The sequence below is a fragment of the Rothia sp. ZJ1223 genome (assembly GCF_016900985.1).
Lineage (GTDB): Bacteria > Actinomycetota > Actinomycetes > Actinomycetales > Micrococcaceae > Rothia.
Window position 1 is genome coordinate 250,864 of the sequence record NZ_JAFEUT010000003.1, and the last position, 24,209, is coordinate 275,072.

Here is a 24,209-nt window from a genome sequence, read left to right on the forward strand (position 1 = left end):
AGAGCTAAATTCTTAGTTAACATCTTAGCAAGATACCCACATGAACACAGGTAGAAAAAACATAAACCCACCACCTCGTTTCTGTGATAATAATAAATGCACTTTTATCCTGTGGTTTTAGTTGGGTTATGCCCCTGCTTTTTCCGTTTTTCCACCGCAAGCTGATTCGTTATTCTCAGCGAATACCATGGACGCGCGAGTAAAGACGCGCAGGGCTTGTTCGGGGTCGATTCCCAGCTCGCGGGCTTCTATCACCAGTTCAAAAGCCCGCGCAGCCCACTGCGTTTGAGCTGTCGTCAAGGCGTCCGTTTCAGGAGTCTGTTGGGTGTGCCGCTGTGCAAAACCGGGCAGATCAATCGATGCCTTACTCGATTTTGAGAGAGCTTTCTCAGTGTAGGCAAGTGCCGGTAAGTGCGGCGGAATACCGTCGAAAACCCCGGTACGCTCTGGTTTCTCTGCTTTTTTGAGTTCGTCCCACCGGGCATTGACATCTCTAATATCGCTGCTGACGGATTCATCAAAGACATGGGGATGGCGACGCTCCAGCTTGTCGCACAGGTGGTTAATGACGGCGATAATATCGAATCCGCCCAGTTCCGCTGAACGCTCAGCAGCTACACGGGAGTGAAAGACCACCTGCAGAAGCACATCACCCAGCTCCTCACGCAGTAAATCAGTGTTCACGCCCTCGGGAGCTTCGATAGCTTCAACAACCTCATAGGCCTCTTCAATCAAATAGCGCACCAAAGACTCGTGGGTTTGTTCTGCGTCCCAGGGGCAACCACCGGGCGAACGCAGAGTATCCATGATGTCCACGAGACGTTCGAAGGCAGCGCCGGCGCTGTGAGAATCTGACATTAGGCGCTTTCCTCCGGCAGGTCTTCCTGTGCCTGGGCAAATGTGCTGTAGTAATCCTGCAAGATACCGCGCAGTGAGTGCTTCTGATCAACGGGCATAAACGAGCCATCAACAGCGTTCAGCGTCAGCTGGAAGAAATCGGGCCAATCGAACCCAAAGTTCTCGTGCAACTTGATGAACTCGGTAGTCACCGAGGTGCTACTCATCAGGCGGTTATCAGGGCTAATAGTAACCGCGAACCCGCTACGGTAAAGCATCGCTACCGGGTGAGAAGCATAATCGCGAGCGCGCTTTTGCTGCTCAAGCGGCAACCTGCCGATGTCGGTGAGTAAGGCGGCAGCGTCCGTCTGTAAGTTAGAGCAGGGGCATATTTCGAGGGTAATTTGGCGGTCTTTGATCCAGGCTGCAAGGTTGCCAAGTTTCATCACTTCCTGGTCAGCATCTAGATCCTCGGTGACGGCTTCTGGGTTGGCTTCGCCCAAGGTGGTGATGGTGATGTCATCGGTAATCTGAACACCGTGCCCCAGCCGCAGGGCGCGTCCGTCGATTACGGCTTCTTGAATGGAATCTAAGGATGCCGCTTCACCAGCGTGTAGAGTGACGGGAAGAAAATGCTGGGTTGCGTAGTCTAGAGCTTCGCGGTGATTCTGTAGTGAAAATTCTTTCTCGGGCCCTGCAATATCGAACCCAACAACACCCAAGGCGCGGTTGGCGACAGCCAGCTGGGCGACGGCGAGGGAATTATTTTTCTGACGCATAGCGCAGAGGATTTGGCGAACCATAACGGGTTTACGCAGGCGCTGGCTCGCCATCGCAGCGCCCTGGGCGAACCCTTCGGCGACAGCTTCTACGGCTTCTTGCATGCTCAGCCCACCGGCGGTGTGCAGTTCGGGTGCCCAGCGAACTTCACCGTACAGTACCCCGTCAAAAGCAAGCTCGAGGGCATGTTCACCTGCAATACGCACTAAATCCTCGCGGCGTTGCATCACCGCCAGCGTGTGCTTAAACGTTTCAAGGTAGCTGGCAAGAGACCGAGAATTAGCGTTATCTTCAAACCAGGCTTTGAGGTCATCGGCGTTTTGGGCAGGGAGTGCGTGACCGATTTCCGCTGCAATATCAACGATGGTCTGCGGGTGGACTCCCCCATCTAGGTGGTCATGCAGGCTCACTTTGGGGAGCTGTTCAATCCAAGCGTAATCGGGTGCCGGTGCTGAAGCTGTCATAAATATGCCTCTAGTTCAAAAGTCGATGGTGAGTAAATTCTAGTACACGCAACCCGCCCGCACCTTCCTCACCTCGGGTGGGCGAGAAGGTACGGGCGGGTGGGCTACTGATAGCGAAAGTTATTCAAGTGTTTTAGAGGGTCCAGGACGCCAGCGCCTCGCTCATGTGCTCCGGAATATTAGCGCCGGTGCGCGGAAACATCCGCAACTCTTCTACGTACTGCTGGGCAGGAAGGTGGTCGGGGTACTGCACGAAGGCTTCTTCGTTGCTGTAATCAAAAGATGCCTCTACTGGCACGCCGGGAGTGAAGCGTAGCATCATCGCCAGCGGAGCACCGTAACCCTCCTTGTAAGAATCTGACTTGAGCTGCAAAAGATCCAGAACTTCCTCAGGCACCAGTTCAAAGGTTTTCTGCTGATCCCAGAAACCATCGCGTCGTACGTGAGTCAGCGCGTCGTAGTAAGAGCCCAAAGAGCGGATGCGAATAAGTACGGTAGAAACATCGCGGGCAGTGCCGTTCTCGCCAAAGAGGGCAAGCTGCGCCGGACGCAGTCGTTCAACAACATCTGCCTCAGTGAGTACCAGGTTGCCCGCTGCCAGCTGGGTTTTCGAGGGTAACACCACGTTATTGTGGGCATCCAGAGTGTATGAGGGAGCTACATCCAAGAAACTCGCTGCACCCGGTGCAGCTGCCTCGTCCGCACTCTGGGCGTTCGGTGAACCCGTCGCAACGAAAGCGTCCTGTTCCCACTCTGATTCATCAATCACCTCGGGTACTGACTCATCGGCCGCCATCGAAAACTCGGCGTCGGTGGGGTAATATTCAGTCTCCACCGACTCTGTTGTATCAAGGTCAGCTTCAAGGTTCTGCTGGCTTTCCTCTTCAATTTCTTCTGCAAGAGGCGCAACAGTGACAATCTCAGCTTCGCTGGGATCGTGTTCTTGTGTATCCGGGCTCTGGACTGTCTCGTCAAGAATCAGCAGTTCATCGGCAGGGGTCTCCGCGTCATCTCCCGTAGCACATTCTTCGTTTTCTGCGGAGCTCGCGAGATCCAAGGACGCGCTACTTGCCCCCGTCTGGGATCCGAAGTCGTCCCCGAGGTATGCTTCGGTTGCCGTATCCACAGCACTCACATTGTGGATATCAGGGGCAGAGTCATGGGATGATTCTTCAATTGTTTCTTCTTCCAGTCCACCAACAAAACCTGCCGAGCTAGCAGTGCCCACAGCGGGTTCATTCACCAGCGCAGCATTAGAATCCTCAAACGCCACAGGAGCAGCGATGAGCTCGTCGGTATCGCTCTTTGCACTAGAATCGTTTTCCTCGAAACTCAGAAGGTGCTCTGATTCAACATCGGTCTCAGACTCAGCAGGCTCTGCATCGGTCTCTGCGCTCGCAAAGATTACCTCGTGCTGAGGTGCATCGTCGGTGGGCGCATCGGGGGTTTCATGAACCTCATCTGCCCCGCTCACCTCCACCTGATCTTCGGGGGTCTTACGAGGTTCCCCTGTTTCAAAAGCAGTCTCAGTCTGCTCGCCCATGAAAGCTGAGTCTTCGCCGATCTCACGAGTCTTAGCCTCCAAAGTATCAAAGGCGATTTCTTCGAAGCTCGGCAGGGTCTCAGGCTCAGAGCTTTCCTCTTCGATACGCTGCATGATGCGCTCGAAACGGCTCTGGGCATCGTGTTCATCACTAGCCTCAGTATCATTGAGCTGGATAGCCAAAACTGCGGGTGAGGCGGGGGCTTCATCGTTCTGCTCGCTGTGTACAGCGGTATGCATCACCAAGTTTTCGTCACCGGTTTTCGCGTTTTCTTGCACCGACTCTGCCCCGTCAGCTTTGAACCCATCGGTATTCAACACATGGTGAGGTTCAGCGTCAATCTCAGCCAGATGCTGCGGAACTTCATAGTGTTCACTCGCGACATCGCCTTTTTCATTCGTAAAGCGAACCTCGACGCGCACCGGAGCACTCGTCACCGGGTAGCTAATGTGAGCACGAGAAAAAGCGCCGTGCTCAGATCTTTCAGACTCGGTGTAAAGAGCCGCTACGCCTTTAAACCAGTCATCGCCGGGGGCAACGACACCGCGCTCCTGTTCACCGTTGTCATCAGAGAAGACATAGTTCATCTCACTACCCTGCAAAGAAAGATCCATCTCCAGGCGACCCTGACCGCGTCCCTGCATGGTCGAGACAATCCAATACAAGCCACCGGTGGCATCCAGCGAAGCCAACTGCGGCTCGGAGTGCTCAACCAGCGGATCCTCTGACGTCTGCCCTGATGCTACAAGGTTCGATGCCTCAACAGGTGCAGGTTCGTTTTTCTTCTTCAAACGGTCGAATAAACCCATGTGCTTCACTTTCTTAAAAATCTACGGAGCACTGACGGCGCAGTAGCGCCCTCACCTTTTTCTTTACACCAGAATACGCCAGGTGAGGGAGCAGTCACCCCCTATTCCGAACGCTCAGACACAATTCGGTCAATAATCAGCGGTCGTTCTCGCAGGTCTCCACCAATAGTGAAAGATCCCTCGAGAGACTGCTGGGCTCGCTCGAAACGCTCCGGGGTATCAGTCATCAGCGTCATCAGCGGCTGCCCCTCGCGTACCTCATCACCCGGCTTGGCGTGCAGCTTAATGCCGGCGGCAAGCTGAACCGGGTCTTCCTTACGAGCGCGCCCTGCGCCCAAACGCCAAGAAGCTACACCCACCTTGTAAGCATCAAGCTCAGTCAAAGTACCAGACTCCGGCGCCGTAATAGTCACAGTTTCTTTCGGCTGAGGAAGAGCCGCATCGGGGTCACCACCCTGATCACGAACCATCGCGCGCCACACATCCATCGCACGTCCGTCCTTCAGCGCCTCTGCCGGGTCAGCGTCAATACCCGAAGATGTCAGCATTTCGCGCGCCAAAGCAACGGTCAGTTCCACAACATCAGAAGGCCCTCCCCCGGCTAGAACCCCTACCGATTCTTCAACCTCACACGCGTTACCCACAGCCAGACCCAACGGGGTGTTCATATCGGTCAGCAAAGCAGTAGTCTTCACCCCGGCATCAGTACCCAAATCAACCATGACGCGGGCAAGCTCGCGCGCCATCGACGCATCCTTCATAAAAGCACCGGAGCCCACTTTCACATCAAGCACCAGCGAACCGGTACCCTCTGCAATTTTCTTAGACATGATGGAGGAAGCAATCAGCGGAATCGCCTCAACAGTGCTGGTGACATCACGCAGGGCATAGAGCTTCTTATCGGCAGGAGCAAGACCATCACCAGCAGCGCAAATAACCGCACCGGTAGTCCCCAAAATTTCAATGACACGCTCGTTGCTGAGCTTCGCCTGCCACCCCGGTATAGCTTCCAGCTTATCCAGGGTGCCACCGGTATGACCCAGTCCGCGCCCTGAGAGCTGAGGTACGGCAACCCCAAAAGCTGCCACCAGAGGAGCCAAAGGCAGGGTAATCTTATCGCCTACACCACCGGTGGAGTGCTTATCAGAGGTCGCGATCTTCTTACCCTCACCGACAATTGATTCAAAGTTGAGACGTTCGCCCGAATCAATCATCGCCTGAGTCCAACGAACAATTTCACGGCGTTCCATACCGTTCAGGAAAATCGCCATCGCCAGGGCACTCATCTGTTCGTCCGCGACAGCCCCACGGGTATATGCGTCAATGACCCAGTCGATCTGGGCGTCGCTGAGGGCTCCCCGGTCGCGTTTGGTACGAATAACATCAACAGCATCAAAAAGTTCGCTCATCATTTCTTCCTTGAATTGATTGGTCAATCTACAGATTCTTACAAACGCTCCGGACCAAAAGCGTCCGGCAGCATTTGTTCAATAGTCATCACGCCGCCGGCAGATTTCAGGAGCATCCCCGGAGCTGCATGCTCATAGAGCAACTGGCGGCAGCGACCACACGGCATCAGCGCCTTACCCTCTTTATCGACGCAGGCGAAAGCCACCAGTTTGCCGCCACCGGTGCGGAAAAGATCAGAAACCAGAGAACACTCGGCGCACAGGGTAATACCAAAAGAGGCATTCTCAATATTGCAGCCAGTAACTACACGCCCATCATCAGTCAGTGCAGCAACCCCCACCGGATAGTGGGAGTAGGGCGAATAAGAAGTTCTCATTGCCTCAGTAGCTTTTTCGGTCAGCATCGACCAGTCAATATCTGTGCTCTGGGCGCTTGTATGCTTCATGAGATCTCCTTCGCTCTGGAACATCCAGTTTACTCTTTTGAAGCACAGCGCGCAGGTTAGTGCATCAAAACCACCAGCGAACGCATAAAGCTCTCACGCATTCCTCTCGATAGCAAAAACTCCCCGTCTAGTAATGTTCACAGAACACCGCTGAACGGGGAGTCCGAAACCCTCCACAAGGTTTATAGGCTTATCCCTTGATGTAGGGCTTGCCCGCAGCCGCCGGACCGCGTGAGGCACCCACCAAACCTGCAACCGCGAAGATTGTCACCAGGTAGGGCAGCATTGCCAGCAACTCGGTCGGCACTGAGGTTCCCAGCAGAGATAGCACAAAGTTAAGCTGCAAAGTAAAGCCAAAGAGCAAGGAGGCAAAGAGAGCGCCAAAGGGCTTCCAACGTCCGAAAATAAGCGCCGCAAGAGCGATATAACCCTGGCCCGCGGTCATGTTCGCATTGAAGGACGAAACCGACACCAAAGTGAAGAAAGCACCACCCATACCTGCAACAACGCCAGCAAGCAGGACGTTCGTAAAACGCAGACGATTCACATTCACACCCAAGGTATCAGCTGCTTTGGGGTGTTCACCCACTGCACGGGTACGCAGACCCCACTTGGTTTTGTTCAGCGCAAACCAAATCAGACCCACCGTCAGATACATGAGATACACCAGCACAGACTGGTTGAACAGCACCGGTCCCACCACGGGAATCTGTGAAAGCACGGGAATCTCAAAAGTGGGTAGCTTCGGTGCTGAGTTGAGGTTCGCCTGATCAGCTTGTAGGACGCGCGAGTAGAGAAAACCGGTAAGACCCGATACCAGCACGTTTACCACGACGCCAACAATGGTCTGATCTACCAGATACTTGATAGAGAACACCGCAAGAATCAAAGAAACCAGCACACCGCCAACCATCGCAGCAACCAGACCAACCCAGGGGTTACCAGTGATCGAAGCTGCTAGCACAGCGGTGAAAGCACCCAGCAGCAGCTGAGCTTCAATCGCGATGTTAATAATGCCGGAGCGCTCGCACAAAAGACCGCCGAGCGAACCGAAAATCATGGGGATTGACAGGGTGAGCGCACCGGTCAGCAAGGTAACGAGCGAAAGATCTGAGGAACGTGCCGAACCGATAATCCACACCAGCATTCCGGTAATGAAGAAGAACCAGAAAGCAATTTGCAAGGCACGGTGAATTTCGTGACCTTTATTCATCTGCACGAACGCGAAAGCAGCAATAGCTGCCATCGTGATGGAGGCGATCCAGCCGTAAACGGTGGGGTCAATCGCTAGGTCGGGAACAGTATAGCTTTTAAGCCCGTCGGAGAGACGGAAATTAACTGTATTGCTCGGTGCCTTGAGACCCACCAGTAGAAGCGAGGTCAGGGCAAGCACCGCGTAAATGATGGGGTTGCGCCAGTGCCGGACGATATTTTTTTCTTCTCGTGCTAAGGCGGGGGTAGCTGCTATAGACATTACTTAGCCTCCTGAAGTGAGATCTTCGATGAAGCCTTCTTAGGGTTTTCGGGGTCAGGAAGGCGGAAGATGGTGCGTACCAGCGGAGGTGCCGCAATAAAGAGAACAATCAGCGCCTGAACGACCAGCACGATATCAATGTTGGTGCCGGTTTCAACCTGCATTGTAACGCCACCGGCACGGAATGCACCGTAGAGCAGGGCTGCGAAGAAGGTTCCCCAGGGCTTGGCACGTCCGAGCAGTGCCACGGTGATAGCGTCAAAACCAAAGGTCGCTGCGATGCCCGTGGTCAAGACCTTTTCTGTACCTGCAACCTGGGCAGCGCCAGCGAGACCAGCCAGGGCACCAGCAATAGCCATGACCACGATGTAGCCGTTTGAAACATTGATACCGGCGGTGCGGGCGGCGTGGGGGTTAGCACCCACTGCGCGCAGACGGAAGCCCACGGTGGAGCGGTTAATCAACCAGGCAGCAAAGATAACTGCGACAATAGCCAGTATAAAGCCCCAGTGCAGGCGGAATCCCTTGCCCAGAAGAAGAGGGAAGAGCGCCCCCTCGGGCAGAATCGGCGAAATAGGGTTCGAGCTGCCTTCGCGCTGAAAGCCGGGGGTTTTGAGAAGCAAGAGAATAAGGTTTGCCGCAATGTAGTTGAGCATGATCGAAAGAATCACCTCGTGGGCACCAGTCTTAGCCTTGAGCAGACCGACCAGACCACCCCAGAGCGCACCACCGACCATACCACCAAGAACAACCATCAGAATCAGGACGGGGGCGGGCAGGTCATAGGTGAAACCCACGTAACCTGACACCAGAGCGCCCAAAATAATCTGCCCCTGTGCACCAATGTTGAACATACCCGCGCGGAAGGGCAGAGCTACAGCAAGACCTGCAAAGATCAGGGGTGTTGCCACGGTGAGGGTTTCCGTCAGCGGACGAATGCTGGCGGTGAAGCTCTTCGCGTTGGGGTTGTAAATTGAGCCGTGGAACATGGCGATGTAAGCATTGGTCGCTGATTTCCAAGCGGCGGCAAGGGTGTCGAGCGGACGCGCGAAGAAGTAACTTGATGCCTTTTGAGTTGCCGGGTCAGTGAGGGCAATAAGCACACCGCCCAGGAACAGGGCGGCAATAAGCGCGCCGAGTGAGAGACCGAAGCTGCCGCCGAGCAAGCGAGTTGCCAGTGAGGGCTTTTCGCTGGTGCTCATCTGCGGGTTAGCAGCCGCAGGTGCGGCTACTGCCGCGGGCTTATTTTCTGCGCTCATGCGCGCTCTCCTTCACTGGTCGATGGGGTGTTTTCTGCCCAGGGCACTTGCGTGGTTTGCTGTGCTACCGGAGGAACAGAATCAGTCTCGGGAAGGCTCCCGGTAGCCTCCTGCTGGCTAGCCTTTGCTTCTTCGTAGGAAGCTCCCGCCATCATTTGACCGAGCACAGAACGAGGGGTGTCTTTGGGTGCAATACCCATGAGTTCACCGTGGAAGAAAACAGCGATGCGATCAGCAAGTGCGTAGACTTCATCGAGTTCAGTGGAAACAATCATAACGGGTACGCCCTTGTCGCGCTCAGCAACAATGCGTTTGTGGATGAATTCGATGGAGCCAACGTCCACACCGCGGGTAGGTTGTGAAGCAACGAAGAGTTCAAGGTCGCGCGAGAGTTCACGCGCCACCACGATTTTCTGCTGGTTACCGCCTGAGAGAGTGGACGCCGCGTCCGCAGTTGACCCCATACGGATATCGAACTCGCTACCGGCGCGAGCTGCGTTCGATGAGACCGCTGAGCGCTTGAGGGTGCCCGCCGATGAGTAATCTGAGGTGTCAAAGAGATCGAGAATGAGGTTCTCAGCAATGGAGAATGAACCGACAAGCCCGTCTTTGCTACGGTCCTCGGGTACAAAGCCAACACCGGAATGCAGTACCTGCTTGGTGGTTTTGCCCAGCAGTTCTTGACCGTTGAGCTTCAGAGAGCCGGTAGCTTTGGAGTGTAGACCGATGATGGATTCAGCAAGCTCAGTCTGCCCGTTACCCTGCACGCCGGCAACTGCCAGAATCTCGCCGCCGCGCACCTCAAAGCTGACATTCTTAAGCAGGGGAACGCCGTTATCAGCGATTAAGGTCAGGTTGGAGACCTCAAAAATATTATTGTTGAGCTTCGGCTCATCTTTATCAACGGTGAGCTGAACGGCTTTACCCACCATCAAGGACGCCAGTTCATTGGTTGACGCGCTGGGATCAGCAGTGCCGACGACCTTGCCGCGTCGAATCACCGTGATATCGTCAGAAACCTGACGGACTTCACGCAGTTTATGGGAGATAAAGAGTAGAGATTTGCCGTCACGACGCAACTGGTCCATGATTTCCAGCAACTGGTCAGTCTCAGCGGGGGTAAGGACCGCGGTCGGCTCATCCAGAATCAGAATCTCAGCATCGCGTACCAATGCCTTAATGATTTCAACGCGCTGCTGAACGCCCACCGGCAGGTTCTCAACGATGGCATCGGGGTCAACGTTGAACCCGTAACGGTCTGAAATCTCACGAATCTTCACCCGTGTTTCTTCGAGGTTGAGAGTAACGCCGTTGGTGCTCTCAGCACCCAGAGCGATGTTCTCAGCAACGGTAAAGACCGGAACCAGCATAAAGTGCTGGTGAACCATGCCAATACCTGCCGCCATCGCGTCCCCGGGCCCCTTAAAAGTAACCGGCTGGTCGTCAATGAGAATCTGACCTGACGTTGGTCTGTACAGACCGTAAATCACGTTCATGAGGGTTGACTTACCCGCACCGTTTTCGCCCAAAAGGCAGTGAACAGTGCCTGGGCGAACCACCAGGTCAATGCTGTCATTAGCGGTAAAATCACCAAATTTTTTGGTCACTTCTCGCAGTTCGAGTTTCATCGATGCGCTTTCTGTGAACGATGTTCGAGTAGTCGTTGGTACTCGCCGCGATTCTTATACCCAGAAGAATAAAAAATCAGCGGCAAATAAAGTTATATTGCGCGTGCTATTTTACCGGTAGCGCAACACTTTTGGGTACTGCCAGTAGCCCCAAGAGCTAGCAGAACGATTAATACAGCATAAAACCCGCAGCTAAGGTGAGATTTCTTAGCTGCGGGCTCAAAAAGCTACCTGTTGGCAGCAACTGCCTTAGGCAGAGGGTGAACCTGCGGTCTCAACCTTGATGTCACCGCTGATGATCTTAGCCTTGATGTCATCGAGAGCTGCCTTGGTCTCAGCGCTGACTTCGTCTTCGAAGTTGTGGAAGGGAGCTAGTGCTACGCCACCGTTCTCCAGGGTACCGACGTAGGCTTCGCTGGTGAAGTTGCCTTCAACGTCCTGTTTAAAGGTCTCCAGCACAGCTTCCTTCATCAGCTTCTGCACTGAGGTCAGAATGATATCTCGGTATTCGGGGTTGGTTTCGAAACCGTCTGAGTCAACCCAAATCACGGACGCGGGTGAGTCAGCGTTGCTAGCGTTGTGCTCCTTGACAGCTTCGAGGGTGCCGCCACCTACGGGGCCTGCTACGGGCATGATTACGTCAGCGCCTTCTGAGAGGAAGTTCTGGGTGTTGGTTTTGCCCTTGCCCTGGTCGGTGAAGTCACCGGTGAAGGTACCGTTCTGCGCCTCGGTATCCCAGCCCAGAACCTCAACGTTCTTGTCGTTCTGCTCATTGTAGTACTTCACGCCCTGCGCAAAGCCGTCCATGAAGATGGTAACGGTCGGGAAGTTCAAGCCGCCGTAGGTTGCTACCTTGCCGGTCTTGGACTGAGCCGCTGCCAAGTAACCTGCCTGGAACGCTGCCTGAGCGGTGTCATAGACGAGAGGGCGAACGTTGTCGAGTTCGATAGAACCATCATCAACAATTGCAAAGTGCAGGTCAGGGTTAGCTTCTGCAACTTCCTTGGTCGCATCTGCCAAACCGAAACCAACGGTGACGGTCATGTTACAGCCTGACTGAACCATCTGGTTGAGGTTGGGACCGTACTCGGTTTCGCTGGTTGACTGAGCTTCGCCCTTTTCAATGCCCAACTCTTCAACAGCGGCGGTTAGACCCGCGTAAGTGTTTTCGTTGAAGGACTTATCATCGAAACCACCGAAGTCTGATACCATGCAGCCCCTGTAATCGGCGTTATCGCCTGATGCGGTTGATGATTCTTCGGGTGCTGCACCACAAGCTGAAAGCAAAAGTGCTGAAATGCCCAGGAGTGAACCTGCGCCTGCCATGTTCTTACGTGAGAGTGCCATGGGGATCCCTTCAATCAGGATCTGATGAGGTCAGAAAAAGTGTGGGTTTCTGGTCATCAGTTTTTGAGCAATACAGAACACATTCTAATGCTTTTAAAGCCCACAGCTAAATTATTTTTCACTTTAAATTCATCTTGTTATCAATCAGCAGCAAGACAAAGGCTATTACACCAGGATTCAGGCGGTCTCTAGGGCAATGCTACGTAAAGCAGCAGCAACCATAACGCGCACGCCGTTACCAATTGCTTCTTCCTGCGGGTTGTAATCTCCCTGGTGCAGGTCAAAGGTTTCTCCTCCCTGCGCTCGAGTTCCCAGACGAACCATCGTGCCAGGAACCTCCTGCAACATCCACGAGAAATCTTCACCGCCCATGGACTGCTCAACAAGAATCACGCTATCCTCGCCCAGCTCCGCGCGTGCGGCATTTTCAATGAGAGTGGTCTCCGCCTCAGTATTGACCACCGGTGGAACTCCGCGTTCGTGCTCAAGACTCACACTCAAACCGTAGGGGGCAGCAACCTGCTCTACGACCTCGTCCAGCATCTGCCCCGCCTTGTACCAGGCATCCGCGTCCAAGCAGCGCATAGTGCCCGCCATGAAGCCTGTCGCCGGAATAGCGTTGGGGGCAACACCCGCCTCAATCTGCCCCCACACCACCAACACACCGGAGCGTACATCAGTGCGGCGTGAAAGAACAGCGGGAACATTCACAGCAATCTGGCTCATCGCAAAAATCAGATCTTCGGTCAGGTGCGGACGCGATGTGTGCCCGCCGTGCCCATCAAGGCGAATGCGCACAGTGTCAGAGGCTGAAGTGATAGCGCCAATACGCGTACCAATCTTTCCTACATCCACCTTGGGATCACAGTGCAGGGCAAAAGCACGCGGAACATCTTTAAGCCAGCCCGCCCTAATCACCTCTAGTGCGCCCCCAGGCTGTTGCTCTTCCGAAGGCTGGAAGATCACGCGAATAGTGGCGCCCAGTGGCTTTGTTTTATTCATCGCGTCCAAAAGAAGCGCAACGCCCAGCATAACGGTCAGGTGAATATCGTGACCGCACGCATGCATAACCCCCGGGGTCTGCGATGAGTAAGCAAGACCGGTTTGCTCCTGCACCGGTAGGGCATCAATATCAGCCCTGAAAGCCGCTGCGATTGGACCTTCACCAATATCAACGCGCACACCGGTATAACCGGGCAAATAAACAGGTCTCAGCCCCGCATCGCGCAGACGGTGAGCAATTTTCTCTGTGGTCTGAAACTCCTGAAAAGAGAGCTCCGGGTTACGGTGAATATCCCGGCGAAACTCAATGAGCTCCTCCAAAAAATCATGCAGATACCCCCCCATCAGTGTGGAGGTCAAAGACGCCGAAGATTTCTGAGATGCAACCATAGTTTTTAGGATAGTAGCCACAAGCCCTACGGGGTAATTTTTACGGACGCGGTAACCCATCAGGCTTTTATGACGTTTTATGACGCACCCTAGCAGCCGGATTCACTCGCTACCTCTGACACAGCAAACGGCGCCCGTCTGTGCTGTACAAGACGGGCGCCGTTTGCTGCTATACCGGTGATTCTTTCACAAGAATCTTTACGCGGAGTTTAGAGGGAGCGGGCGATAATAGCCTGCTTGACCTCAGCAATAGCCTTAGTGATCTGAATGCCACGGGGGCATGCTTCGGTGCAGTTGAAGGTGGTACGGCAACGCCATACGCCCTCTTTGTCGTTGAGAATCTCCAAACGCATATCGCCAGCATCATCACGAGAATCGAAGATGAAACGGTGAGCATTGACAATTGCTGCCGGACCAAAGTACTGACCGTCTGTCCAGAAAACGGGACATGACGAGGTACACGCAGCACACAGGATGCACTTGGTGGTGTCATCAAAACGCGCACGATCAGCCTGAGACTGAATGCGCTCACGCTCGGGCTCATGCTCGTCATTCATCAAGAAGGGCATAATCTCACGGTATGCCTGGAAGAAAGGCTCCATATCAACGATAAGATCTTTCTCGCAGGGCAGACCTTTGATAGCCTCAACAGTAATCGGCTTGGAAAGGTCAAGATCCTTCAGCAGAGTCTTGCACGCCAGACGGTTGCGACCGTTGATACGCATCGCGTCCGAACCGCAAATACCGTGAGCGCAGGAGCGGCGGAAAGACAGCGAACCATCGATTTCCCACTTCGCCTTGTGCAAAGCATCCAGCACACGGTCAGTGCCATACATGGTCAGCTTAAACTCGTCCCAGTGTGATTCCTCTGAAATCTCAGGGTTGTAGCGACGCACCTGCAGGGTGATGTCGTAGGTAGGAATAGCGCCAGCGCCACCGGTCTCCGACTTCAGTTCTACCCGTGACTCGGGTTCTTTTGCTTCAAAATCAGCCATTTTAGTACTTACGCTCCATCGGCTCGTAACGGGTGAAGACTACGGGCTTGGTATCGAAACGCAAACCTGCAATGCCCTCAAACTCAGCGTTTTCATCTTTGTAAACCATTGAGTGCTTCATGAACTTCTCATCATTACGATTGGGGAAGTCCTCGCGGAAGTGACCGCCACGTGATTCCTCACGGTTCAGCGCAGCAACGGACATTACCTTTGCCAGTTCCAGCAAGAAGCCCAGCTCAACTGCCTCCAGCAAATCAAGGTTGAAGCGCTTGCCCTTATCCTGAACAGAAATGTTCTTGTAGCGCTCTTCAAGCTCATTGATCTTGTTGATGGCGTTGTGGATGGTGTCAGCAGTACGGAATACCTGCATGTCGGCGTCCATAACGTCCTGCAGTTCCTTGCGCAACACGCCCACCTTTTCGGTGCCGTTACCCTCGCGCAGGGTGTTCAGCAGCTCCAGGGTGTCGTTGGCTGCGTCCTCGGGAATCGGCAGGAAGTCAGCGGTAGCAGCGTACTCAGCAGCAGAGATGCCGGCGCGCTTACCAAAGACGTTGATATCCAGCAGTGAGTTAGTGCCCAAACGGTTTGAGCCGTGCACCGAAACGCAAGCAACCTCACCAGCTGCATAGAGACCGGGAATAGTCTCTTCTGAGTTTGCGTACACCTCAGCCTCAATGTTGGTGGGAATACCCCCCATTGCGTAGTGTGCGGTGGGGAACACTGGGACGGGCTCAGTGTAGGGCTCAACGCCCAGGTAGGTACGAGCGAACTCGGTAATATCGGGTAGCTTCTCATCAATGTGAGCGGGCTCAAGGTGGGTGAGATCCAGCAGAACGTAGTCCTTGTTGGGACCGCAACCGCGTCCTTCACGAACCTCATTCGCCATCGAGCGAGCAACAATATCGCGAGGAGCTAGATCCTTAATGGTCGGTGCGTAGCGCTCCATGAAACGCTCACCGTCAGAATTACGCAGGATACCGCCCTCACCGCGAGCAGCTTCAGACACCAGAATGCCCAACCCTGCAAGACCGGTCGGGTGGAACTGCACGAACTCCATGTCTTCCAAAGGAATGCCGTTGCGCAGGGCAATAGCCATACCGTCACCGGTAAGGGTGTGAGCGTTTGAGGTGGTCTTGAAGATTTTGCCACAGCCACCTGATGCAAACACGATTGACTTAGCCTGGAAAACGTGAACGTCGCCGGTTGCCAGATCGTAAGAAACGACGCCAGCAGGACGCTTGTTGCCGTTTTCGTCATCGACCATCACCAAATCAAGCACGTAGTACTCGTTGAAGAACTCAACGTTGTGCTTGACACAGTTCTGGTAGAGGGTCTGCAAAATCATGTGACCGGTACGGTCTGCTGCGTAGCATGCGCGGCGAACGGGTGCCTTACCGTGATCGCGGGTGTGACCGCCAAAACGACGCTGGTCAATACGCCCCTCGGGGGTGCGGTTGAAGGGTAGACCCATCTTTTCCAAATCGAGTACTGCGTCAATAGCTTCTTTCGCCATGACCTCAGCCGCGTCCTGGTCTACCAGGTAGTCGCCGCCCTTGACGGTATCAAAGGTATGCCATTCCCAGTTATCGTCTTCAACGTTCGCTAGAGCAGCACACATGCCGCCCTGCGCTGCGCCGGTGTGGGAACGAGTGGGGTAAAGCTTAGTCAGTACAGCAGTGCGTGAACGCTGACCTGCTTCAATAGCCGCACGCATACCGGCACCGCCGGCACCAATAATAACTACGTCGTACTTATGTACCTGCATGGTGAGAATGCTTCTTTCTCTGTTTCAAAAAATTATGGTGTTCTACGGTGCTGTGCAGAAGGAAGGCAACAGCTCAGCCGATGCACCAACGGGGCACGGATCAAAGGTGAAAATCACCAAAGTGCCCACCAGAATGACGAACGCGGATGCCAGGAAGAGGATGACCTTCAAGAAGGTACGAACGCCGTCTTTCTGAGCATAGTCATCAATGATGGTGCGAATACCGTTGGTGCCGTGCAACATTGCAAGCCACAGCAACAGCAGATCCCATACCTGCCAGAAGGGGTTAGCGAGCTTACCGCCCACGAAGCCGAAGTCGATGCGATGTACGCCTTCGCCCATCATGAGGTTCACAAAAAGGTGACCAAAAATCAGCACGACCAGCATGACGCCCGAAAGGCGCATGAAGAGCCAGGCGTACATCTCAAAGTTGTTGCGCTTTGAGGATGAGCGGTTGTACTTTACACCATTGACGGTGATATCACGGCTACGAGGTGCAGCTACCTTAGCTTTCAAAGGAGTAGGCATGTCTTAGTGACCTCCAAAGACGATGGGAAGGTGGCGGAAGAGGAAGCCAGCCATGAAGATTGCCCAGAGGATCAAAACGCCCCAGAGCAGAGCTTTGTGATTCTTGGTGCCGCCACTCCAAAAATCAACCAGAATAATGCGGATACCGTTGAAAGCGTGGTAGAGAATAGCCGCTACCAGACCGGCCTCGCCAAGACCCATGATAGGGTTCTTGTAGATATGCATGATTGCATTGTAGGTTTCAGGTGAAACGCGCACCATTGCGGTATCGAGCACGTGAACCAACAAGAAGAAAAAAATCGCAATACCTGAGATGCGATGAGCTACCCATGACCACATACCTTCGCGGCCGCGGTAGAGGGTGCCCTTGGATGTATTCGGCACTGAATAGCCTCCTGCACGTGAGAGTCGTAAAGCGCTGACCTCCACCGCAGTATTTCACAGCTGGCTCAACGCAATACATAATTTTAGACTTGTTCTGCTATCAAAGATTACCAGCACCACGCAGACTTAAGTGACAATATGTCATAAAAAAATCCCCCTCAATTAGCCTACATTTTCATAGTCTTAATCAGTACGAGGGCGTATTTACAGGGCAAACGAAAGACTAAGCAGAACCGAGCCGGTATATCTTTTGGTCAAAATTACTTCTCGGGAGCGTTCATTGTGACAAAAATGCAGGTATTCTTTAGACGATGAAAACTCCAATTGAACGTTTTTACCCGTTGATTCCCGCCGGTGGTGTCGGTTCACGCCTCTGGCCGCTATCACGTGCCACTGTGCCCAAGTTTCTGCTCAACCTCACCGGTGGTGAGTCTTCGCTGTTGCGCTCAACCTACGACCGTTTGGTTGATGTGAGCAATGGTTCTGTCATGGTCGTCACCGGTGTTGCCCATGCAAACCGTGTCACTCAACAAATTGATGAGCTACGCGCATCCGATCTAGTGCTAGAACCCTCACCGCGCGATTCCGCAGCGGCAATTGGGTTGGCGTGCGCTATTATCTACCAGCGTCAGCCCGACGCGATTATTGGTTCTTTCGCCGCTGACCACGTCATCGAACCGGTGGACGAGTTCCAGAAGGTCGTTACCGAAGCGGTGAATACTGCTGCTACCGGCAAAATTGTGACCATTGGTATTACCCCCACCGAGCCCTCCACCGCTTTTGGTTATATTCGTGCCACCCATTCTCTAGAGCTCGCTGAAGCACCACACGCTATGGCAGTAGCAGAGTTCGTGGAGAAGCCCGACGCGCCGACCGCCGCTGAGTACATCTCCACCGGGGATTACACCTGGAACGCTGGCATGTTCGTAGCGCCTGCCGAACTCATGCTCAAGCACCTAGAGCAAAATGAGCCGGAGCTGCACGCCGGGGTCACCCGTATTGCGCGCGCTTGGGATACCCCTGACCGCGATGATGTCATGAACGATGTGTGGGAAACCCTACCCAAGATTGCTATCGACTACGCGGTGGCAGAACCCGCTGCAGCTGCAGGCGATGTCGCGATGGTGCCCGGTTCTTTCAGCTGGGACGATATCGGTGACTTTGACGCTGTTGCCCGTCTCAACCTTGAAAAGACCGATAAAGAACTCTTCACCATTGGTGACGAAGTTCAGGTCTTCAACCAGAAATCAACCGGCATCATTGTTGCAGGTACCCACCGTAAGATCGCTGTCATCGGTATTGAAGATGTTGTCATCGTTGACACCCCTGATGCCCTGCTGGTAACCACCCGTAAGGACGCGCAGGATGTAAAGAATACTGTTAATGAGCTCAAGAGCCAGGGCTTAGAGCGTCACCTCTAAGCTACTGCTAACTACGCTAAAAGCTGCACCCCCGGAGTTTTTGTGAGGGTGCAGCTTTTATTTATACCCGGCGAAAAGATTTAGGCTGCCCGAAACTAGTTCGCTCATTCGGTGAAACGGTCTGAGAGTACAAAAAAGCGAACTCACCATTGTCGGCGGATCCGCTGTATGAGTTATCGTTCAATGAGAGTTGCAAACGATGCCCGGCGGGTTTCATCGCGCACCGTAGCGCGGCGGGTGAAGTCGGAGGCACCCCAAAGAGACGCCCCAAACATGACTGCGTCTTTAAGTACTAGTTCTCCGGCACCTGCAAAGGTAGGGAAACCCGTAGTTATCACCACCCAAATCAGGAACCCACGCATGGGGGGGGGTGATCAAAAATAACAGGGCCACAAAGCTCATGCCCGCAAGCAGCAAAGCACGGATACGCAGAAGCTGATGCACTGAATACAATCAAGATTTACCATCGCCATAAACCACAGTTCGATGACCTTAATGACCTTAAAAATATCAACTTCAACAACCCTAGCTGACCATGAAAAAAAATTGGTGAGCCCCTCTCCCAATGGGCGGAGTCTGATAACTTTTTCGAGGCCCTAGACACAGCAACTATCCTGCTTAGAGCTCTTGAAGGTGTTGCCCGCGCTGAAAGAATCTCGCGACTACCACCCGAGGACGCCCAGCTCTTGATGAAACTATCAACGGTCACACTCCCCCAGCATCAATGCCTAAGTAACCCCTGACATCAAAGACCGCCTTACCAGCGACATCCAAGAGCAAAGCATGAACACGCCTGAGGTTATCCGAGAAGCACTTGACACATTCCCATCCCAAGCAGCTTAGAAAGCCACAACCAGGGCGCTGATCTTAGGTGCGATGCAGAACATCTTATCTTTTGTGTTCAAAGCTCATCGGTTAGATAGAATCCCCTCCAACCTCGGGTAGAAAGCCCGAACGGGGTGAGAGGCCGCGAGCCGAAGATGCCATGACTACTTTGGGAAGATTAGCATGAAAATGTGTATATTTTCAGTCTAGAAAAGTACCCGGTGGCTCACGACTGTCAGCGTATCTGTGACGTTTAATAACTATTGACTCAAAGAGAAAGTGGCTTCGGTGGCTTGAGGTATGTTCTAACCTTATGCCGATGCCGTTACGCCTAGGTCAGCTCAATCGTGCCGACCCAGTGCCACTCTTCTTTCTCATAGCGGTACACGCAAAGCCGCTGAATCTCGAACCGCTTAAGCGCGTCAGGGAGGCACTTGAAGTCCCTGAGGGAACGGTCAATCACTTCGTGAGGTACATGCTGAGCAAGAGTCAGATGCGGGCGATACTCAAACGGCGAAGCGCTGCTTTCTACCGCGCGCTCAGCAACCCGATTGAGACCTATTAACTCGGCACCCCCCTCTATCAACGGCAAATAACTCACCGTGGTAACAGGCGCAAAACTGGCAGGCTCCCCCAGACCGACAAACACGCGTCTGCGCCCCATGAGAGCCTTTTGCAAAGCTGCGAGGGTCTGGCTGGCAGGCACCGTCTCAGGTGCCACCATCACCGTAATGTGGACGCTACCGGGATTAAGAATCTCAGGTTGGGCCACCCGCCAACGCTCAATACGCGCAGCTAGCTCATCGGGTACCCGTGCAACGAGACTCACATAACGCTCGTTGGCACGCAGAGTAGGCGAACCGCTTGAATCTGCACTACTCCTCCGGACCCACTGCTTCACCACTGCGTGTACTACTTCTGAGCGGGCAAAAACCCAATACGATCGTAGACGTTCTCAACGGTGACGGACGCGATTTCACGTGCCCTAGTAGCACCGATAGCCAGCAGACGGTCAAGTTCTGCGGGGTCATCCATCAGCTCTAAGGTGCGTTCGCGCATGGGGGCGAAAGTCTCAGCGGCAATTTCAGCCAAATCAACCTTCAGGTGCCCGTACATTTTGCCTTCGTACTCCGCGACAATGGTGTCGATGCTCTTACCGGTGAGTGCCGAGTAGATGCTCAAGAGGTTAGAAATGCCCGCCTTATTCTCGCGGTCAAAACTGATTTCACTACCGGCATCGGTCACCGCAGACTTAATTTTCTTGGCAGTTTTCTTAGGATCATCCATCAACCAGATAATGCCTTTATCAGTTTCCGCTGACTTCGACATCTTAGAGGTCGGGTTCTGCAAATCATAAATCTTAGCGGTCTCTTTAAGGATGCGTCCCTCAGGAACGATAAAGGTATCACCAAAACGTGAATTGAAACGCTCAGCGAGGTTACGGGTGAGCTCCAGGTGCTGGCGCTGATCTTCACCCACAGGAACCTCATCAGCCTGGTAAAGCAAAATATCTGCTGCCATCAGCACCGGGTAAGTAAACAACCCCACCGACGCTGAATCGGTACCCTGCTTTGCGGATTTGTCTTTGAACTGAGTCATGCGCGACGCTTCGCCAAAGCCCGTGATGCAATTGAGAACCCACGCCAGCTGAGCGTGCTCGGGCACCTGCGACTGCACAAAAAGAGGGGTACGCTCAGGATCAATACCGGCAGCAATGTACTGGGCAGCAGTCATGCGGGTACGCTGCGTCATGATGGCGGGGTCCTGAGGCACAGTAATAGCGTGCATATCAGGAATGAAGAACAGACATTCGGTGCCCGGTTCGTCCTGCAAAGCAACCCAATTACGTACCGCACCCACGTAGTTGCCCAAATGCAGGGAATCTGCAGAAGGCTGCGCCCCCGAGTAAATACGGGTGGCACTCTGCGCCGCATTAGGAATAACTGACTTGAGGTTCTTCTTTTCGCTCATAATCTGTCTCTAAAACTTTTCTCGTCCATCAGGTATACACCCGTTTTGTTTAAAAGCTGTGGGCTGAACCCGGTACGTGCTTACGCTTTTCCAGCGGCTTCTTTGACCATGCTCATGCCATTTTGAGCGGTCACATCAATGGTATCGAGCGCACGAGCAATCATTGCCGGTGACTCATCATCGTTCTTCTTAAGTTCATCTTTAATAACTTTGGACTGCACCAGCACAATCTGGAAGCTGTGCGCCAGTTTGTCATCAAGCATCGCGTCCTCTTCTTCTAAGAACTGACGCATACGTGCAGCGTTTTGATTCTGCTGGATGTTCAACGAGCGTGTAACAGTCACAGCGAGGTAAACAGCTACGCCCAGCCAGCCCGCAATGACGGCGGTGAGAATCCACCCGAGAACCGAGGCCTCGTTGGCGGACGTCATGATTGCCCAGATCAGCAGTACGACGAGAAGTGCCATACCGATGCCAGCACCGATTAGGGCTTTCTGGGTACCGGGATTATTTTCAGGAGCCTTGCGCTGAGGAATAGACATGGTTTCTATTATGTCAAAGAAGCACCCCAGCATAAAACGCCCCTCGTCTGATAAAAAGAGGCGGGCAGAAAAACCCCGGGTTCGCACCTAAAAAGTTAGAGTACGGACGCGGGGTCATTCAGTTGTTAGTTTTTATGAAGTGGCGGCGCGCTCCGCGGTTTCAACCACGTTAACCAGCAGCATAGCGCGGGTCATGGGACCAACGCCGCCGGGGTTAGGTGAAACCCAGGATGCTTTAGCTGCTGCCTCAGGGCTAATATCGCCGGTCAGTTTCTTCTTGCCGGTTTCGGGATCTTCGACGCGGGAGACTCCCACGTCGAGCAAGATTGCACCGTCCCTCACCATGTCGGCAGTAACAATATGTGGCTGACCAACTGCCGCCACGATAACGTCTGCTGCGCGCAGGGCATCAGCTACGTCCTGGGTGCCGGTGTGTACCAGGGTGGGGGTGGCGTTGACGTTCTTGCGGGTGAGTAGCAACCCCAGGGGGCGCCCCACGGTGACGCCGCGACCAAAGACAGCAACAGTTTTGCCGTTGAGGTCTAGCCCGTGACGTTCTATGAGTTCGATGACACCGTTAGGGGTGCAGGGCAGGGGCGAGTCAATCTCTCCCCCCGCGTTGAGCACCAGGCGCCCCAGGTTGGTGGGGTGCAAACCGTCGGCGTCCTTATCGGGGTCGATCAGCTCAAGAATATGGTTAGTGTCGATATGCTTGGGCAGTGGCAGCTGCACAATATACCCAGTACATGCAGGGTCATTGTTCAGCTTCTCAATCTCAGCTTCAAGCTCCTCCTGCGTAGTTGATTCGGGTAGGTCAACGCGAATCGAAGCGACGCCGATTTCTGCGCAGTCCTTGTGTTTGCCACCAACATAAGAGTGGGAGGCCGGGTCATCGCCCACGAGCACGGTGCCCAGACCGGGGGTGGTTCCCTTAGCTTTAAGAGCCTCAACGCGCTCTTTCAGCTCAGCTTTAATCGCTGCGGCGGTTGCCTTACCGTCAAGAATTTCAGCCATGTTTACCACTCCTCGATGCCTGAGTAGAGGGGGAACTTCTCGCACAAGGCAGTAACGCGAGCGCGCTGAGCGGTGACGTCTGCACCGGGCTTGAGGGTCTCAGCGATAATGTCTGCAACCTCAGCGAACGCTTCAGCGTCAAAGCCGCGGGTTGCCAGCGCGGGGGTACCGATACGCAGACCAGAGGTAACCATAGGCGGACGCGGGTCGTTGGGGATCGCGTTGCGGTTGACGGTAATGCCAGCTTCGTGCAGCAGATCTTCCGCTTCTTTGCCGTTCAGTTCAGCGTTTGCCAGTGATACCAGTACTAGGTGAACGTCGGTGCCACCGGAGATCAGTTCAACGCCGGCGTCCTTGAGATCCTGCTGTCCCAAACGCTCAGCCAAAATCTGTGCGCCTTCGAGGGTGCGTTTCTGGCGGTCCTTGAATTCTTCGGTACCAGCGATCTTGAAGGCGGTAGCCTTACCCGCGATAGCGTGCATGAGGGGACCGCCCTGTTGACCGGGGAATACCGCTGAGTCAATCTTCTTCTTCAGCTCTTCGGTGCAGAGAATGAAACCTGAGCGGGGGCCACCGATGGTCTTGTGGACGGTGGAGGAAACCACGTGAGCGTGGGGTACGGGGTTGAGGTGCAGACCTGCTGCCACCAGACCCGCGAAGTGTGCCATATCAACCCACAGGTAAGCACCGACCTCATCAGCGATTTCGCGGAAAGCCGCGAAATCGAGCTGGCGGGTGTAGGCTGACCAACCGGCGATAATGACCTTGGGCTTCTCGGCGCGAGCGAGTTCACGGACTTCGTCCATGTTCACGCGACCGGTTTCTTCGTCTACTCCGTAGGCAGCAACTTCATACAGCTTGCCTGAAACGTTGAGCTTCATGCCGTGAGTCAGGTGACCGCCGTGAGCCAAAGACAGACCCATGATTTTATCGCCGGGGGTCAGTAGCGCATGCATCACAGCGTTGTTCGCCTGAGCGCCTGCGTGGGGTTGCACATTCGCGTGCTCCGCACCGAAAAGCGCTTTTGCGCGTTCAATCGCTAGGGTTTCAACAACATCAACGTACTCGCAACCGCCGTAGTAGCGACGTCCTGGGTAACCTTCTGCGTACTTATTGGTCAGAACTGAGCCCTGAGCCTCCAACACCGCACGCGGTGCGAAGTTCTCAGAAGCAATCATCTCAAGGGTGTTCTGCTGGCGCTCCTGCTCAAGTTTAATGGCTTCAGCAACTTCAGGATCAACTTCTGCCAAGGGAAGATTTACAACAGAGGAGGTGGTCATGCAACGTCCTTTTTCTAGTGTCAAGGTTGCGAGCCTGCTCTTATATGAGGCTCACGACGTATTCGTACAGACCCTTCTCATTTTAGGTGAGTCCC

At 54.0% G+C, this 24,209-nt stretch carries 21 protein-coding genes; 1 reads left to right on the plus strand and 20 read right to left on the minus strand.

Features of this window, described 5'->3' with window-relative positions:
- Window positions 1-126: 126 nt before the first annotated feature.
- The 14 genes from JTP09_RS05425 to sdhC all read right to left on the minus strand — a co-directional run bounded on the left by JTP09_RS05425 (window position 127) and on the right by sdhC (window position 17,061).
- A complete protein-coding gene (locus JTP09_RS05425) occupies window positions 127-858 on the minus strand; it encodes a MazG family protein (protein ID WP_204877432.1) in 732 nt (243 codons plus the stop codon).
- Entirely contained in the window at window positions 858-2,081 is a 1,224-nt protein-coding gene (locus tag JTP09_RS05430) for an adenosine deaminase (protein WP_204877433.1), read from the minus strand. Before JTP09_RS05430 ends, JTP09_RS05425 begins: the two co-directional genes overlap by 1 nt.
- Window positions 2,082-2,214: 133 nt before the next feature.
- The gene (locus JTP09_RS05435) at window positions 2,215-4,434 is read right to left on the minus strand and encodes a hypothetical protein (RefSeq protein ID WP_204877434.1); all 2,220 of its coding nucleotides are present in this window, start codon (window positions 4,432-4,434) and stop codon (window positions 2,215-2,217) included.
- Window positions 4,435-4,535: 101 nt separating this feature from the next.
- A complete protein-coding gene (locus JTP09_RS05440; RefSeq protein ID WP_204877435.1) occupies window positions 4,536-5,843 on the minus strand; it encodes a thymidine phosphorylase in 1,308 nt (435 codons plus the stop codon).
- Between the two features lie 38 nt (window positions 5,844-5,881).
- Window positions 5,882-6,289 carry a cytidine deaminase gene (locus JTP09_RS05445; RefSeq protein ID WP_204877436.1) on the minus strand — a complete coding sequence of 136 codons (408 nt, stop codon included), beginning with the start codon at window positions 6,287-6,289 and terminating at the stop codon, window positions 5,882-5,884.
- Between the two features lie 190 nt (window positions 6,290-6,479).
- Window positions 6,480-7,763, minus strand: a complete 1,284-nt coding sequence (locus JTP09_RS05450) for an ABC transporter permease (protein ID WP_204877437.1) — start codon at window positions 7,761-7,763, stop codon at window positions 6,480-6,482.
- A complete protein-coding gene (locus tag JTP09_RS05455; RefSeq protein WP_204877438.1) occupies window positions 7,763-9,022 on the minus strand; it encodes an ABC transporter permease in 1,260 nt (419 codons plus the stop codon). The genes JTP09_RS05450 and JTP09_RS05455 overlap by 1 nt, the downstream gene beginning before the upstream one ends.
- Window positions 9,019-10,650, minus strand: coding sequence for an ABC transporter ATP-binding protein (locus tag JTP09_RS05460; protein ID WP_204877439.1), 1,632 nt, complete (start codon window positions 10,648-10,650; stop codon window positions 9,019-9,021). The genes JTP09_RS05455 and JTP09_RS05460 overlap by 4 nt, the downstream gene beginning before the upstream one ends.
- Before the next feature lie 249 nt (window positions 10,651-10,899).
- Window positions 10,900-11,997, minus strand: a complete 1,098-nt coding sequence (locus tag JTP09_RS05465) for a BMP family protein (protein ID WP_239478819.1) — start codon at window positions 11,995-11,997, stop codon at window positions 10,900-10,902.
- 177 nt (window positions 11,998-12,174) lie between these two features.
- Window positions 12,175-13,344 (minus strand): amidohydrolase, encoded by a 1,170-nt coding sequence (locus JTP09_RS05470; protein WP_239478915.1) that lies wholly within the window; start codon window positions 13,342-13,344, stop codon window positions 12,175-12,177.
- Window positions 13,345-13,598: 254 nt separating this feature from the next.
- Window positions 13,599-14,384 (minus strand): succinate dehydrogenase iron-sulfur subunit, encoded by a 786-nt coding sequence (locus JTP09_RS05475; RefSeq protein ID WP_204877440.1) that lies wholly within the window; start codon window positions 14,382-14,384, stop codon window positions 13,599-13,601.
- 1 nt (window position 14,385) lies between these two features.
- Window positions 14,386-16,149, minus strand: a complete 1,764-nt coding sequence (sdhA, locus tag JTP09_RS05480) for a succinate dehydrogenase flavoprotein subunit (RefSeq protein WP_204877441.1) — start codon at window positions 16,147-16,149, stop codon at window positions 14,386-14,388.
- 42 nt (window positions 16,150-16,191) lie between these two features.
- Window positions 16,192-16,677, minus strand: coding sequence for a succinate dehydrogenase hydrophobic membrane anchor subunit (locus tag JTP09_RS05485; RefSeq protein ID WP_204877442.1), 486 nt, complete (start codon window positions 16,675-16,677; stop codon window positions 16,192-16,194).
- A 3-nt stretch (window positions 16,678-16,680) separates the two neighbouring features.
- Window positions 16,681-17,061 carry a succinate dehydrogenase, cytochrome b556 subunit gene (sdhC, locus tag JTP09_RS05490; protein WP_204877443.1) on the minus strand — a complete coding sequence of 127 codons (381 nt, stop codon included), beginning with the start codon at window positions 17,059-17,061 and terminating at the stop codon, window positions 16,681-16,683.
- A gap of 311 nt (window positions 17,062-17,372) precedes the next feature.
- On the opposite strand from sdhC, the gene JTP09_RS05495 reads away from it, so the two are divergent.
- Window positions 17,373-18,482 (plus strand): mannose-1-phosphate guanylyltransferase, encoded by a 1,110-nt coding sequence (locus tag JTP09_RS05495; RefSeq protein ID WP_204877444.1) that lies wholly within the window; start codon window positions 17,373-17,375, stop codon window positions 18,480-18,482.
- Between the two features lie 285 nt (window positions 18,483-18,767).
- Here JTP09_RS05495 and JTP09_RS10330 read toward each other — a convergent pair whose 3' ends face one another.
- From JTP09_RS10330 to glyA, 6 genes are all read right to left on the minus strand, one after another.
- Window positions 18,768-18,926 carry a DUF417 family protein gene (locus tag JTP09_RS10330; RefSeq protein ID WP_370592509.1) on the minus strand — a complete coding sequence of 53 codons (159 nt, stop codon included), beginning with the start codon at window positions 18,924-18,926 and terminating at the stop codon, window positions 18,768-18,770.
- A 712-nt stretch (window positions 18,927-19,638) separates the two neighbouring features.
- Window positions 19,639-20,136, minus strand: coding sequence for a 2'-5' RNA ligase family protein (locus JTP09_RS05505; RefSeq protein WP_204877445.1), 498 nt, complete (start codon window positions 20,134-20,136; stop codon window positions 19,639-19,641).
- A gap of 83 nt (window positions 20,137-20,219) precedes the next feature.
- Window positions 20,220-21,278, minus strand: coding sequence for a tryptophan--tRNA ligase (gene trpS / locus JTP09_RS05510; RefSeq protein ID WP_204877446.1), 1,059 nt, complete (start codon window positions 21,276-21,278; stop codon window positions 20,220-20,222).
- 80 nt (window positions 21,279-21,358) lie between these two features.
- Complete coding sequence (locus JTP09_RS05515) at window positions 21,359-21,820, minus strand: hypothetical protein (RefSeq protein WP_204877447.1); 462 nt, start codon at window positions 21,818-21,820, stop codon at window positions 21,359-21,361.
- 132 nt (window positions 21,821-21,952) lie between these two features.
- Entirely contained in the window at window positions 21,953-22,834 is an 882-nt protein-coding gene (locus JTP09_RS05520; RefSeq protein ID WP_204877448.1) for a bifunctional methylenetetrahydrofolate dehydrogenase/methenyltetrahydrofolate cyclohydrolase, read from the minus strand.
- A 2-nt stretch (window positions 22,835-22,836) separates the two neighbouring features.
- Window positions 22,837-24,114, minus strand: a complete 1,278-nt coding sequence (glyA, locus tag JTP09_RS05525) for a serine hydroxymethyltransferase (RefSeq protein ID WP_204877449.1) — start codon at window positions 24,112-24,114, stop codon at window positions 22,837-22,839.
- Window positions 24,115-24,209 lie beyond the last annotated feature (95 nt).

Excerpts from the sequence above, each read along its gene's own strand:
- JTP09_RS05425 (WP_204877432.1), bottom strand. The coding sequence starts at position 858 with ATGTCAGATTCTCACAGCGCCGGCGCTGCCTTCGAACGTCTCGTGGAC.
- JTP09_RS05430 (WP_204877433.1), bottom strand. The coding sequence starts at position 2,081 with ATGACAGCTTCAGCACCGGCACCCGATTACGCTTGGATTGAACAGCTC.
- JTP09_RS05435 (WP_204877434.1), bottom strand. The coding sequence starts at position 4,434 with ATGGGTTTATTCGACCGTTTGAAGAAGAAAAACGAACCTGCACCTGTT.
- JTP09_RS05440 (WP_204877435.1), bottom strand. The coding sequence starts at position 5,843 with ATGAGCGAACTTTTTGATGCTGTTGATGTTATTCGTACCAAACGCGAC.
- JTP09_RS05445 (WP_204877436.1), bottom strand. The coding sequence starts at position 6,289 with ATGAAGCATACAAGCGCCCAGAGCACAGATATTGACTGGTCGATGCTG.
- JTP09_RS05450 (WP_204877437.1), bottom strand. The coding sequence starts at position 7,763 with ATGTCTATAGCAGCTACCCCCGCCTTAGCACGAGAAGAAAAAAATATC.
- JTP09_RS05455 (WP_204877438.1), bottom strand. The coding sequence starts at position 9,022 with ATGAGCGCAGAAAATAAGCCCGCGGCAGTAGCCGCACCTGCGGCTGCT.
- JTP09_RS05460 (WP_204877439.1), bottom strand. The coding sequence starts at position 10,650 with ATGAAACTCGAACTGCGAGAAGTGACCAAAAAATTTGGTGATTTTACC.
- JTP09_RS05465 (WP_239478819.1), bottom strand. The coding sequence starts at position 11,997 with ATGGCACTCTCACGTAAGAACATGGCAGGCGCAGGTTCACTCCTGGGC.
- JTP09_RS05470 (WP_239478915.1), bottom strand. The coding sequence starts at position 13,344 with ATGGGGGGGTATCTGCATGATTTTTTGGAGGAGCTCATTGAGTTTCGC.
- JTP09_RS05475 (WP_204877440.1), bottom strand. The coding sequence starts at position 14,384 with ATGGCTGATTTTGAAGCAAAAGAACCCGAGTCACGGGTAGAACTGAAG.
- sdhA (WP_204877441.1), bottom strand. The coding sequence starts at position 16,149 with ATGCAGGTACATAAGTACGACGTAGTTATTATTGGTGCCGGCGGTGCC.
- JTP09_RS05485 (WP_204877442.1), bottom strand. The coding sequence starts at position 16,677 with ATGCCTACTCCTTTGAAAGCTAAGGTAGCTGCACCTCGTAGCCGTGAT.
- JTP09_RS05495 (WP_204877444.1), top strand. The coding sequence starts at position 17,373 with ATGAAAACTCCAATTGAACGTTTTTACCCGTTGATTCCCGCCGGTGGT.
- trpS (WP_204877446.1), bottom strand. The coding sequence starts at position 21,278 with ATGAGCGAAAAGAAGAACCTCAAGTCAGTTATTCCTAATGCGGCGCAG.
- JTP09_RS05515 (WP_204877447.1), bottom strand. The coding sequence starts at position 21,820 with ATGTCTATTCCTCAGCGCAAGGCTCCTGAAAATAATCCCGGTACCCAG.
- JTP09_RS05520 (WP_204877448.1), bottom strand. The coding sequence starts at position 22,834 with ATGGCTGAAATTCTTGACGGTAAGGCAACCGCCGCAGCGATTAAAGCT.
- glyA (WP_204877449.1), bottom strand. The coding sequence starts at position 24,114 with ATGACCACCTCCTCTGTTGTAAATCTTCCCTTGGCAGAAGTTGATCCT.